This window comes from Pantoea sp. EKM21T (assembly GCF_011800405.1).
In the GTDB taxonomy this organism is placed as follows: domain Bacteria; phylum Pseudomonadota; class Gammaproteobacteria; order Enterobacterales; family Enterobacteriaceae; genus Pantoea; species Pantoea agglomerans.
The window spans coordinates 143,531-155,671 of the sequence record NZ_JAALFV010000004.1 but is presented as its reverse complement, the minus strand read 5'-3'; the positions used below and the strand labels follow the sequence as shown (position 1 = coordinate 155,671).

The 12,141-nt window shown below is 56.1% G+C and carries 12 protein-coding genes; 7 read left to right on the top strand and 5 right to left on the bottom strand.

Features of this window, described 5'->3' with window-relative positions:
- The first annotated feature begins 112 nt into the window (after positions 1–112).
- The 4 genes from HFD87_RS09585 to ruvB all read left to right on the top strand — a co-directional run bounded on the left by HFD87_RS09585 (position 113) and on the right by ruvB (position 3,145).
- A complete protein-coding gene (locus HFD87_RS09585) occupies positions 113–856 on the top strand; it encodes a YebC/PmpR family DNA-binding transcriptional regulator (RefSeq protein ID WP_010258633.1) in 744 nt (247 codons plus the stop codon).
- A gap of 37 nt (positions 857–893) precedes the next feature.
- Positions 894–1,421 carry a crossover junction endodeoxyribonuclease RuvC gene (gene ruvC, locus HFD87_RS09580; RefSeq protein ID WP_003849205.1) on the top strand — a complete coding sequence of 176 codons (528 nt, stop codon included), beginning with the start codon at positions 894–896 and terminating at the stop codon, positions 1,419–1,421.
- A gap of 96 nt (positions 1,422–1,517) precedes the next feature.
- On the top strand, positions 1,518–2,132 hold the full coding sequence (ruvA, locus tag HFD87_RS09575) for a Holliday junction branch migration protein RuvA (protein ID WP_010670803.1): 615 nt from the start codon (positions 1,518–1,520) through the stop codon (positions 2,130–2,132).
- Positions 2,133–2,140: 8 nt separating this feature from the next.
- Complete coding sequence (gene ruvB / locus HFD87_RS09570; protein ID WP_010258640.1) at positions 2,141–3,145, top strand: Holliday junction branch migration DNA helicase RuvB; 1,005 nt, start codon at positions 2,141–2,143, stop codon at positions 3,143–3,145.
- Here the strand turns inward: ruvB and znuB are convergent, their stop codons facing one another.
- Both znuB and znuC read right to left on the bottom strand, forming a co-directional pair.
- Positions 3,146–3,931, bottom strand: a complete 786-nt coding sequence (gene znuB / locus HFD87_RS09565) for a zinc ABC transporter permease subunit ZnuB (RefSeq protein ID WP_010258643.1) — start codon at positions 3,929–3,931, stop codon at positions 3,146–3,148.
- On the bottom strand, positions 3,928–4,683 hold the full coding sequence (gene znuC, locus HFD87_RS09560) for a zinc ABC transporter ATP-binding protein ZnuC (RefSeq protein WP_022625516.1): 756 nt from the start codon (positions 4,681–4,683) through the stop codon (positions 3,928–3,930). Before znuC ends, znuB begins: the two co-directional genes overlap by 4 nt.
- Positions 4,684–4,760: 77 nt before the next feature.
- Here znuC and znuA point away from each other — a divergent pair, with 77 nt between their 5' ends.
- The 3 genes from znuA (at position 4,761) to lpxM (ending at position 8,153) form a co-directional block, all read left to right on the top strand.
- The gene (gene znuA / locus HFD87_RS09555) at positions 4,761–5,708 is read left to right on the top strand and encodes a zinc ABC transporter substrate-binding protein ZnuA (protein WP_010670802.1); all 948 of its coding nucleotides are present in this window, start codon (positions 4,761–4,763) and stop codon (positions 5,706–5,708) included.
- Positions 5,709–5,721: 13 nt separating this feature from the next.
- A complete protein-coding gene (mepM, locus tag HFD87_RS09550) occupies positions 5,722–7,053 on the top strand; it encodes a murein DD-endopeptidase MepM (RefSeq protein ID WP_010258653.1) in 1,332 nt (443 codons plus the stop codon).
- 125 nt (positions 7,054–7,178) lie between these two features.
- Positions 7,179–8,153: a lauroyl-Kdo(2)-lipid IV(A) myristoyltransferase gene (gene lpxM, locus HFD87_RS09545; protein WP_022625518.1), complete on the top strand. Its 975-nt coding sequence runs from the start codon at positions 7,179–7,181 to the stop codon at positions 8,151–8,153.
- A gap of 120 nt (positions 8,154–8,273) precedes the next feature.
- On the opposite strand, the gene HFD87_RS09540 is transcribed toward lpxM, so the two are convergent.
- The 3 genes from HFD87_RS09540 to HFD87_RS09530 form a co-directional block, all read right to left on the bottom strand.
- Positions 8,274–9,506 (bottom strand): MFS transporter, encoded by a 1,233-nt coding sequence (locus HFD87_RS09540; protein WP_022625519.1) that lies wholly within the window; start codon positions 9,504–9,506, stop codon positions 8,274–8,276.
- A gap of 84 nt (positions 9,507–9,590) precedes the next feature.
- Positions 9,591–11,033 carry a pyruvate kinase gene (gene pyk / locus HFD87_RS09535; RefSeq protein WP_031591426.1) on the bottom strand — a complete coding sequence of 481 codons (1,443 nt, stop codon included), beginning with the start codon at positions 11,031–11,033 and terminating at the stop codon, positions 9,591–9,593.
- 107 nt (positions 11,034–11,140) lie between these two features.
- Positions 11,141–12,019: a MurR/RpiR family transcriptional regulator gene (locus HFD87_RS09530; protein ID WP_167423297.1), complete on the bottom strand. Its 879-nt coding sequence runs from the start codon at positions 12,017–12,019 to the stop codon at positions 11,141–11,143.
- Positions 12,020–12,141: the final 122 nt, after the last annotated feature.

Here is a 12,141-nt window from a genome sequence, read left to right as displayed (position 1 = left end):
GACGCTCGCCCTCGGGGCATTCAGGTTGTCAGTCACCTGTATGCGTACGGACGGTAAACAGGCTCGCAAGCAGGATAGCCTGCACCCTGTAAAAGATCGGAGAAAATTTAAAATGGCAGGACACAGTAAGTGGGCAAACACCAAACACCGTAAAGCGGCGCAGGATGCCAAGCGCGGCAAAATCTTCACCAAAATCATTCGTGAGCTGGTGACGGCGGCCAAGCTGGGCGGCGGCGATCCGGGCTCAAACCCGCGTCTGCGTGCAGCAATGGATAAAGCACTGGCGAACAATATGACGCGTGACACCATGGATCGCGCTATCGCGCGTGGTGTGGGCGGCGATGACAATGCCAACATGGAAACCATCATCTATGAAGGCTACGGTCCTGGCGGCTCGGCCATCATGATTGAATGCCTGAGTGACAACCGTAACCGTACCGTGGGCGAAGTGCGTCACGCCTTCACCAAAACCGGCGGGAATCTCGGCACCGACGGCTCCGTGGCTTACCTGTTCAACAAGAAAGGCGTGATCTCCTATGCGCCGGGTCAGGATGAAGATGCGGTGATGGAAGCGGCTCTGGAAGCAGGCGCAGAAGATGTGGTCAGCTATGACGACGGCGCGATTGATGTCTTCACCGCATGGGAAGAGATGGGTACGGTGCGTGATGCACTGGAAGCACTCGGCCTGAAAGCGGACACTGCAGAAGTGGCGATGATCCCGACCACCAAAGCAGAGATGGATGCGGAAACCGCACCTAAACTGCTGCGTCTGATCGACATGCTGGAAGATTGCGACGATGTGCAGGAGGTCTATCACAACGGTGAAATCTCCGACGAGGTAGCGGAAACGCTGTAATGGCGTCTACCGTAATCACTTTAACCAAAGAGGCGTAATGTCGATTATCCTGGGTATTGATCCCGGCTCACGCATCACCGGTTATGGTGTTATTCGTCAGACTGGCCGCCAGCTCACTTATCTGGGCAGCGGCTGTATCCGCACCAATACCACCGAGTTGCCCGCCCGTCTGAAGCTGATTTATGCGGGCGTCTGTGAAATCATTACGCAGTTTTCACCCGACTTCTTCGCCATTGAACAGGTGTTTATGGCGAAGAATGCAGACTCCGCGCTGAAGCTCGGCCAGGCGCGCGGTGCCGCGATTGTTGCCGCGGTAAACCACGATCTGCCGGTGTTTGAGTATGCCGCCCGTCAGGTAAAACAGACCGTGGTTGGCATCGGCAGCGCCGAGAAAAGTCAGGTGCAGCACATGGTGCGAACCCTGCTGAAGCTGCCGGCGAACCCGCAGGCAGATGCCGCCGATGCGCTGGCAATTGCCATTACGCACTGTCATGTGGCTCAGAATGCGGCTCGCATGAGTGACAGCAAGCTGGTGCTGACGCGCGGACGGTTACGCTCAGGTTAGCCGTCATCGCTCAGGTCGCACTCACAGGCTGGATATTCATCCAGCCTTTTTTATGTTATAAAATCCGCCACATTCGTTAGTTAAGGAAGCGTTCAGGTGATAGGTCGTTTACGGGGCAATATTCTGGAAAAGCAGCCGCCACTGGTGCTGCTTGAGGCACACGGCGTCGGCTATGAAATTTATATGCCCATGACCTGTTTTTATGAGTTGCCTGAACTTCAGCACGAAGCGGTGATTTTTACCCACTTCGTGGTGCGTGAAGATGCGCAGCTGCTGTTTGGTTTTAACAGCAAGCAGGAGCGCGCGCTGTTTCGCGAACTGATTAAAGTGAATGGCGTCGGACCCAAGCTGGCGCTGGCGATCCTCTCCGGCATGTCGGCGCAGCAGTTTGTGACCGCTGTCGAGAAAGAGGAGATCGCGTCACTGGTGAAACTGCCAGGCGTGGGCAAAAAGACCGCTGAGCGTCTGGTGGTCGAGATGAAGGACCGCTTCAAAGGAATGCACGGCGACCTGTTTGGCGGCGATTCTGCCTTTACGCTGACCACGCCAAGCGCCGAGCCGGAAACCAATGATGCGGAAGCCGAAGCGGTTGCAGCGCTGGTATCACTGGGTTATAAACCGCAGGAAGCGAGCCGTATGATCAGTAAAGTCGGTCGACCGGATGCGGATTGCGAAACCCTGATCCGCGAAGCGCTACGCGCCGCCATTTGAGGTAATTCATGATAGAAGCCGACCGCCTGATCTCCGCTGCCAGTATCAGCGAAGAAGAGGTTATTGACCGCGCTATTCGCCCGAAGATGCTGACCGAGTATGTCGGTCAGCCGCAGGTGCGTGAGCAGATGGAGATTTTCATCAAGGCAGCGCAACTGCGCGGCGATGCGCTCGATCATCTGCTGATCTTCGGTCCGCCGGGACTGGGTAAAACCACCCTGGCGAACATCGTGGCCAACGAGATGGGTGTCAATCTTCGCACTACCTCAGGTCCGGTGCTGGAAAAGGCGGGCGACCTGGCGGCAATGCTGACCAACCTTGAACCGCATGACGTCCTGTTTATCGATGAAATCCATCGCCTCTCACCGGTGGTGGAAGAGATACTCTACCCGGCGATGGAAGATTATCAGCTGGATATCATGATTGGCGAAGGCCCGGCTGCGCGCTCAATCAAGCTCGATCTGCCGCCGTTTACCCTGATTGGTGCCACCACGCGTGCTGGCTCGCTGACCTCGCCGCTGCGCGATCGTTTCGGCATTGTGCAGCGGCTTGAGTTCTATCAGGTTAAAGATTTGCAGCACATCGTAGGCCGCAGCGCCGCCTGTCTGGGTCTGGCGCTGAGTGACGAAGGGGCGTTAGAGATCGCCCGTCGCGCCCGCGGCACGCCGCGTATTGCCAACCGCCTGCTGCGCCGCGTTCGTGACTTCGCAGAGGTGCGGGCAAACGGTGACCTGAGCGGTGAAGTCTCCTGCAGCGCGCTGGATATGCTTAACGTAGACAGCGAAGGGTTCGATTATATGGACCGTAAACTGCTGCTGGCGATCATCGACAAATTTATGGGTGGGCCGGTGGGACTGGATAACCTGGCTGCGGCCATTGGTGAAGAGCGCGAAACCATCGAAGATGTGATTGAACCCTTCCTGATTCAGCAGGGCTTCATTCAGCGCACACCGCGTGGCCGTATGGCCACGCAGCACGCTTATCGTCACTTCGGCATTACGCGCGAAGAGTAACTAGACTGCTGGTTTCCGGACCATGCTGAAAATAAACAGGATGGCGGCGCAGAGCACCACTGACGGCCCGGCAGGCGTGTCGTAGAAGGCGGAGAAGGTCAGGCCGCCGGTGACGGCAATCACCCCGATGACTACGGCGACGGCCGCCATGCCTTCCGGTGAACGCACAAAGCGACGAGCGGTCGCAGCGGGGATAATCAGCAGTGAGGTGATAATCAGCGCACCCACGAACTTCATTGCCACTCCGATAGTCAGTGCCGTGACCAGCATCAGAATCAGTCGGGTACGCTGGATATTGACGCCGTCCACCTGTGCCAGTTCCGGGCTGATGGTCATCGACAGCAGCGACCGCCACTGCCACGCCATCACCAGCAGCACGATCACCACGCCGCCACCCATCATCCAGAGGTCGTCTGGCGTCACCGCCAGCAGATCGCCAAACAGATAAGCCATCAGATCGACGCGAACGTTCTTCATCAGGCTGACCACCACCAGGCCCAGCGACAGCGCGCTGTGTGCCATAATCCCCAGCAGGGTATCGATAGCCAGATGTGGACGACGCTCCAGCCAGACCAGTCCCAGCGCCAGGCAGACCGTAACCAGAATCACCGCGTAGTAAGGATTCACGTTAAACAGCAGGCCAAATGCCACGCCAAGCAGAGAGGCATGCGCCAGGGTATCGCCGAAATAGGACATCTTGCGCCAGACAACAAACGATCCCAGCGGACCGGCAGCCAGCGCTAACATCACACCGCCTATCCAGCCCGGTAATAACAACTCAATCATGATGGACCCTGTCCTTTGCGTAAAACGATACGTCCCTGAAGGTCGTGACGGTGATTATGATGATGACGATAAATCGCCAGCTCCTCCGCGCCGCGCGGACCAAACATGGCGATAAATTCCGGATGCTGCGATACCGCTTCCGGGGTGCCGGAACAACAGATGTGATGGTTAAGGCAGAGCACTTCGTCGGTTTTGGCCATCACCAGATGCAGATCGTGGGAGACCATCAGTACGCCGCAGTTCAGTTCAACGCGTAACTGATTGATAAGGTCATAGAGTGACACCTGACCATTCACATCCACACCCTGGGTAGGCTCATCGAGTACCAGCAACTGAGGCTGATTCAGCAGGGCGCGCGCCAGCAGCACACGCTGGGTTTCACCACCGGAAAGCTTTTGCAGCGGGGCGTTGAGCAGGTGACCCGCCTGCACGCGTTTCAGTGCCGGCAGGATCTCGGCGTTTTTGCTGCCACGAGTCAGACGCATAAAGCGTTCAACCGTCACCGGCAGGGTCGGGTCGATGTGCAGCTTCTGTGGCACATAGCCAATTCGCAGGCCGGGATCACGCTTAACGCTACCGGTGGTGGGAGCGAGCAGTCCCAGCACCACACGCACCAGCGTTGATTTTCCGGCACCGTTAGGACCCAGCAGGGTGAGGATGCGGCCAGGCTGCAGTGCCAGGCTGACACCGGATAACACATTGCGCTGGTTAAACTTTATCGAAACATTATCGAGTGTGACAAGTGAGGTCATAGTATTTACAGGTTGCACAGAATTTCGAATGTTATAATATCACATTCCACCTCATGGTCACGATGGAATGACGCAATATGTTACATAATAAAAAGGGCGCAATTTTCGCCTTAACTGCTTTCTCCGTTACAGCTTCGTTAACCCTTCCAGCTCAGGCGAATGTCGTGGCTTCACTCAAACCGGTAGGGTTTATCGCTGCGGCCATTGCCGATGGTGTCACACCGGTTGATGTTCTGCTACCGGACGGTGCCTCTGAACACGACTATTCCCTGCGGCCCTCAGATGCAAAACGCTTAAAAAACGCGGACTTAGTCGTATGGGTCGGGCCTGAAATGGAAGCCTTTATGGCGAAGTCTGCGGCTGAACTTCCGGCCCAAAAAAACCTCGCGATGGTGAACATCGACGGGGTAAAACCGTTATTGATTAGCGGTGGTGAAGATGAAGATGAACACACAGCGGAAAAATCCGAAGAACAGGACGCCGATGCCCATCACCATCATCACGGCGAGTTTAATATGCACCTGTGGTTGTCGCCAGAGATTGCGCGCAAGACCGCGGTTGCAATCCATGGAAAATTATTGGAACTTATGCCGCAAGATAAAGCCAAACTTGACGCCAACCTCCAGCAGTTTGAGGTAGCTTTGGCGGACACGGACAAACGCGTTAGCGCACAACTCGCTCCGGTCAGAAATAAAGGATATTTCGTTTTTCACGACGCTTACACGTACTTTGAAAAACAATACGGTCTCTCGCCCACCGGGCACTTTACCGTCAATCCTGAAATTCAACCGGGCGCTCAGCGTTTACATCAGATACGAACACAGTTGGTTGAGCAAAAGGCGGTCTGCGTCTTTGCTGAGCCACAATTCAGGCCAGCAGTCATCGATGCTGTCGCCCGCGGAACGCAGGTGCGTAAAGGCACGCTCGATCCCCTGGGAACAGACATCAGCTTAGCCAAAGACAGCTATGTGAAATTCCTCTCACAACTGTCGAGCCAGTATGAAAGCTGCCTGAATGGAGCATGAGGAATAGGTAAAAGTGCAGCAGATAGCCCGCTCTGTCGCCCTCGCATTTAATAATTTGCCGCGCCCCCACCGCGTAATGCTGGGTTCTTTAACTGTAGTCACTCTGGCCGTCGCTGTCTGGCGGCCTTACGTTTATCATCCTTCGGATGATGTGACGCCCATCGTCAAAAACATTGAACTGGATAAGAACACCTTCCGCACGCTGTTGCCGGAAGCCAGTGAGCCTATCGATCAGAGCACACCGGAACCGGAAGAAGAATTGCCTGCGGACGATGTGGACACTGACGTGCCCGAAACGGCCGGTGTTCACGACTACACCGTTTCATCCGGCGATACCCTGAGCAGTGCCCTGAATCAGTATGGCATCGACATCAGTGACATTAATGCGCTGGTGATGAGCGACCGCGATCTGCGTAATCTGCAGGTTGGTCAGCAGCTGAGCTGGACGCTGGATGATGATGGCGGCCTGAAAACCCTGAGCTGGGAAATTTCCCGCCGTGAAACCCGCACCTATGAGCGCACCCCTAAAGGTGGCTTTAAGATGGATGCGGAGATGCAGAAGGGCGAATGGCGCAACAGCGTGATGCAGGGCGAAGTGCGCGGCAGTTTTGCCGCCAGCGCCCAGCGTGCCGGGCTGAGCAGTGCCGAAGCCAGCGCCGTGATCAAAGCGCTGCAGTGGCAGATGGATTTCCGTAAGCTGCGTGCGGGTGACCAGTTCAGCGTACTGATGTCCCGCGAAATGCTGGATGGCAAGAGTGCGCAGAGTCAGTTGCTGGGTGTGCGCCTGCGTAGCGGGGGTAAAGACTATTACGCTTTCCGCGCTGAAGATGGCAAGTTCTACGATCGCAGCGGCTCCGGTCTGGCGCGCGGCTTTATGCGCTTCCCGACCGTTAAGCAGTATCGTGTCTCCTCTAACTTTAATCCGCGTCGTCTCAACCCGGTTACCGGCCGCATTGCGCCTCATAAAGGCGTCGACTTTGCGCTGCCGATCGGTACGCCGGTGCTGGCAGTGGGTGATGGTGAAATAGTGGTGGCGAAGAACGGCGGTGCCGCGGGTAACTACGTCGCCATTCGTCATGGCCGTCAGTATATGACGCGCTATATGCACATGAAGAAAGTGCTGGTGAAGCCAGGTCAGAAAGTGAAGCGTGGCGACCGTATTGGACTGTCAGGCAACACCGGACGTTCCACCGGGCCGCATCTGCATTTCGAAATCTGGATCAATAATCAGGCGGTCAACCCCTTAACGGCGAAACTGCCGCGCATGGAAGGCCTGACCGGTAAAGATCGCAGCGATTACATGGCACAGGTTAAATCCTGGCTGCCTCAGCTGGGTCTGAAGTAAGCGAATTTCGTCAAATCGCGCAAAAACCGACGGGTTTCCCGTCGGTTTTTTGCTATATGGCGCAGGATGATTGCAAATTTTCAGGTCGTCACTATCATTAGCCGGTCATTGCTTGAGGCGAGTGCATGGAAACCCGTAAAAAAAATAACACTGAATTTATTCCCGTTTTTGAACGTTCTTTTCTCAAACCTAAATACTGGGGCAGCTGGCTGGCGATTGGTGGTCTGGCCGCGATGGCGATGCTACCGCCGAAAGTGCGCGATCCTCTGCTGGGTCGGTTAGGCAAATTCGCCGGTAAGCTGGCAAAGGGTGCACGGCGCCGTGCGCTGATTAACCTCTATTACTGTCTGCCGGAACTCAGCGAGGCGCAGCGTGCGACGCTGGTCGATGAGATGTTTGCGACGGCACCGCAGGCGATGGCAATGATGACCGAGCTGGTGCTGCGCGATCCGGCACGTATCCGTGAACGTGTAGAGTGGCATGGTCGTGAAATTATCGACCAGATGAAAGCGGAGCAGCAGAATGTGATTTTCCTGGTGCCGCACGGCTGGGCGGTGGATATCCCCGCCATGCTGCTGGCGTCAGAAGGTCAAAAGATGGCGGCGATGTTCCATAACCAGAGCGATCCGCTGATGGACTATGCGTGGAACACCGCACGCCGCGGTTATGGCGGACGGCTGCATGCGCGCAACGACGGAATCAAACCCTTTATCAGTTCAATCCGCCAGGGCTACTGGGGCTACTACCTGCCCGATCAGGATCATGGCCCGGAGCAGAGTGAGTTCGTCGATTTCTTTGCTACCTATAAAGCGACGCTGCCTGCGGTAGGGCGACTGATGAAAGTCTGCCGCGCGCGTGTGGTGCCGCTGTTCCCGGTTTATAACAGCAAAACGCATAAGCTTGAGATTTATGTGCGTCCGCCGATGGACGATCTGCTGGAAGCCGACGATCACCAGCTGGCTCGCCAGATGAATGCAGAAGTGGAAGTGTTTGTCCGCCCGCATCCCGAGCAGTACACCTGGATCCTCAAGCTGCTGAAGACCCGTAAAGAGGGTGACATCGAGCCCTATTCGCGCAAAGATCTCTATCCGCGCAAATAGCAAAAAGGCCGCGAAAGCGGCCTTTTCTTATCTCTTAATCGCTGGCTACAGGCATATACTTCCATCGCTTTGAGCTTCTGAGCTGCCTGCTCAGGGCAAACCTGTGGCTGCGCTGCCTGTTTATAATGCTTCCAGCCTGCTGCGACGTTTACGCTCGCGCATAAACAGGATCACCAGGCCAAACCAGAGCACGCCGCTGATAAAATTGACCAGGCAGAACCACAGCGTGCCGCCGCTGAAGTAGCCACTTTTCGCCAGCTCAATTCCCACCGCCAGCGTCATAATACTGATCATTCCCAGCATCGCAGCCACGCTGCCTTTGCCTTCGTTGCTGGCGTAGAGCGTCAGGCGATACAGTCCGGCATTGACCATGCCCGCGCCAAAGGCGTAGAGGCTCAGACCAGCGGTTATCAGCAGATAACCGTGGCTGTTCATCAGGCTCGCCACCAGCGCCAGGCTCAGACCAATCAGAATCGGCCAGGCGGCGAACTTCACCGGCTGTTCAATCGGCACGCGTCCCGCCAGCTTACTCAGCGTCAGGTTACCGGCGATCATCGCCAGAAACACCGGCAGCTGCAGCAGGGCGTACTGCATACGCGACAGACCTTCGTCGTGCATCAGGATCACCGGCGAAAGGGCAACCCAGGTGAGGATCGGGATAAACACCAGCCCGATAGCGAAGGAACCAAACATTACCAGCCGGTCTTTCATCAGCCGGCCATAGTTGCGTGCCAGATTGGGCAGGGCGATGGAGTGACTGCGGTCACCCGCGGTTTCGGGCATCACACGCCACAGCACCACAAAGGCGACCAGGCTGCAGGCGGCAAACAGCCAGAACATGCTGCGCCAGCTGCCAATGGTGAGCCAGGCTGCACCGGCAAGCGGACCCGCCAGCGGAGCCAGCAGCGCCACGTTGGCCATCAGCGCCATCATGCGCACCGCCAGCGCCTCATCAAAGGCTTCCTGAATTGCGGCATAGCCGACCGCGCCGATAAAGCAGAGGCTGATGCCCTGAATAAAGCGCAGGCTGACAAATTCTTCAATCGAGCTGACCCAGTGCATCAGCATGCAGGCGACGGCAAAAAACAGGATGCCGAAGAGCATCACCGGTCGCCGGCCAAACTTATCAGAGAGAGGACCCAGCAGCCATTGCAGCACCACGCCGCCAATCAGGTAGGCGGTCAGGGAGGTGGAGACCCATTCAGGGCCGACGGAAAATTCGCTGGTGACGATCAGCATGCCAGGCTGGATCATGTCATGAGCAATATAGGTGGCAAACTCGAACAGCACTAACGCCAGAGGAAAGAGTAAAATTCGGCCGGTAAGCTGGCTGATGGGGTGGAAACGGGCCATCTGGCCTCCTTGTCAGAAAAGAAAACGCGACTGGCAGGCAGTCGCGTCGTTTATTCTACACCGACAATGTAAACCCGGGCTCAATTAATCCACGCGCAGCACACGTGTGGTATTGGTGGTGCCGGTGGCGCCCATCACATCGCCCTGCGTCACAATGACCAGATCGCCAGAGACCAGGAAGCCTTTGTCGCGCAGCAGGTTAACCGCATCGTGCGCGGCAGCCACACCGTCGTTATTGCTGTCGAAGAACACTGGCGTCACGCCGCGATAGAGCGCGGTGAGATTCAGTGTGCGTTCATGGCGTGACATGGCAAAAATCGGCAGGCCTGAGGTGATACGTGAGGTCATCAGCGGGGTACGGCCCGACTCGGTCATGGTGATGATCGCGGTAACGCCCTGCAGGTGGTTCGCGGCGTACATGGATGACATAGCAATCGCTTCTTCGACATTGTCGAACTGCACGTCCAGACGATGCTTGGAGACGTTGACGCTCGGGATCTTCTCCGCGCCCAGGCAGACCTTCGCCATCGCTGAGACAGTTTCAGCCGGATACTGACCCGCTGCGGTTTCCGCAGAGAGCATCACGGCATCGGTGCCATCCAGCACGGCGTTCGCCACGTCCATCACTTCTGCGCGGGTCGGCATCGGGTTAGTGATCATCGACTCCATCATCTGGGTCGCGGTAATGATGGTGCGGTTAAGCTGGCGGGCACGACGAATCAATGCTTTCTGAATGCCGACCAGTTCCGGATCGCCAATCTCAACGCCCAGATCGCCACGCGCCACCATCACCACATCAGAGGCCAGAATGATGTCATCCATCGCTTCCTGGCTGGCGACCGCTTCGGCACGTTCCACTTTTGCGACCAGTTTGGCGTCACAACCCGCTTCGCGCGCCAGACGACGTGCCAGATTCATATCTTCACCACAGCGTGGGAAAGAGACGGCCAGATAGTCGACCCGGATTTTGGCGGCAGTGATGATATCCGCTTTATCTTTTTCGGTCAGCGCTTCAGCTGAGAGTCCGCCGCCCAGTTTGTTAATGCCTTTGTTGTTCGACAGCGGGCCGCCCACGGTGACTTCGGTGAACACTTTCATTTCCTGAACTTCCAGCACTTTCAGCTGCACGCGACCATCATCCAGCAGCAGGATATCGCCCGGCACCACATCTGCCGGCAGGCCTTTGTAGTCGATACCCACGCGCTCTTTATCACCTTCGCCTTTACCCAGATTGGCATCCAGCAGGAAACGGTCACCGATATTCAGGAAAACTTTGCCTTCTTTGAAGGTTGAAACACGAATTTTTGGACCCTGGAGGTCACCGAGGATGGCCACGTGGCGACCCAGTTTTGCGGCAATCTCACGCACTTTATCGGCACGGATCTGGTGATCTTCTGGCGTGCCGTGAGAGAAGTTGAGTCGTACAACGTTCGCGCCGGCAGCGATGATTTTTTCTAAATTATTATCACGATCGGTGGCCGGGCCGAGGGTTGTAACGATTTTGGTTCTTCTGAGACGTCTTGACATCGAGGACTCCGTAAACATTTAAGCGTGCCCTGGTCTGTGGACACAGCATGGTTATCTATTCTATATGATCGACGGGTTGTGATACGACTCACATTGTAAATGTGATGTTAATTTTTTTGCTGATCATCCTTTTCCCGAATGGTGTGCTTTTCGTAACGCGACGCTTTCAACGCCTCTTTCACGCGTTTCAGGTTTTCCCGGAAGGGCGCACCCCGTTCCAGAGTGAAACCGGTCGCCAACACATCGATCACGGTCAACTGCGCCAGGCGCGATACCATCGGCAAATAGATATCCGTATCTTCCGGTACATCAAGCACTAAAGCTATCGCTGCTTCATGGGCAAGGGGAGAATCGGCAGAGGTGATGGCTATAACGGTGGAACCGTTTACACGGGCCAGGCGAGCCAGTTCTACCATATTTTTTGTGCGTCCAGTATGCGAAATGAGAACAAAAACGTCACCGGCTCGACTATTTATGCAACTCATGCGCTGGATCACAATATCGTCTGACCAGATGACCGGCAGATTAAAGCGCAGAAATTTGGTAAAGGCGTCATGTGCTACCACAGCGGAAGCCCCCAGCCCGAAAAAGGCGAGTTTGTCAGCCTGAGTAAGCAGGGTGACGGCCTGCTGCAGTTGGGCGCTATCCAGCTGATCCCGCACCCGCTGCAGCCCTGCCAGCGCCGAGTCAAAGATTTTGTGGCTGTAGTTCTCCACACTGTCATCGTCCTCCACGCCCCGGCTGACCCAGTTGCTGCTTTTCACCAGGCTCTGCGCCAGTTGCAGCTTAAAGTCGGGAAAGCCGCGCGCGCCCAGTCGATGACAGAAGCGATTTACCGTGGGTTCGCTGACGCAGGCTCCGCGCGCCAGGGTCGCAATGCTGGAGTGCATCGCCGCCTGAGGCGCAGTCAGAATCTGCCGGGCGACTTTCTGTTCCGCATTGCTGAGCGCGGCGAACTGCGCCTCAATTTTTTCCAGCATATTCATAAGCCGATGACCATAATCACTTTTACCAATTTCAATTATCCCTGTCGTCAGAGTCGATTAACAGAGACTATATCGTGTCAGCACCTGCCAGGCGCAACGGCGGACAAGTCGATTGCCCTTTT

Excerpts from the sequence above, each read along its gene's own strand:
- HFD87_RS09585 (WP_010258633.1), top strand. The coding sequence starts at position 113 with ATGGCAGGACACAGTAAGTGGGCAAACACCAAACACCGTAAAGCGGCG.
- ruvC (WP_003849205.1), top strand. The coding sequence starts at position 894 with ATGTCGATTATCCTGGGTATTGATCCCGGCTCACGCATCACCGGTTAT.
- ruvB (WP_010258640.1), top strand. The coding sequence starts at position 2,141 with ATGATAGAAGCCGACCGCCTGATCTCCGCTGCCAGTATCAGCGAAGAA.
- znuB (WP_010258643.1), bottom strand. The coding sequence starts at position 3,931 with ATGATTGAGTTGTTATTACCGGGCTGGATAGGCGGTGTGATGTTAGCG.
- znuC (WP_022625516.1), bottom strand. The coding sequence starts at position 4,683 with ATGACCTCACTTGTCACACTCGATAATGTTTCGATAAAGTTTAACCAG.
- znuA (WP_010670802.1), top strand. The coding sequence starts at position 4,761 with ATGTTACATAATAAAAAGGGCGCAATTTTCGCCTTAACTGCTTTCTCC.
- lpxM (WP_022625518.1), top strand. The coding sequence starts at position 7,179 with ATGGAAACCCGTAAAAAAAATAACACTGAATTTATTCCCGTTTTTGAA.
- HFD87_RS09540 (WP_022625519.1), bottom strand. The coding sequence starts at position 9,506 with ATGGCCCGTTTCCACCCCATCAGCCAGCTTACCGGCCGAATTTTACTC.
- pyk (WP_031591426.1), bottom strand. The coding sequence starts at position 11,033 with ATGTCAAGACGTCTCAGAAGAACCAAAATCGTTACAACCCTCGGCCCG.
- HFD87_RS09530 (WP_167423297.1), bottom strand. The coding sequence starts at position 12,019 with ATGAATATGCTGGAAAAAATTGAGGCGCAGTTCGCCGCGCTCAGCAAT.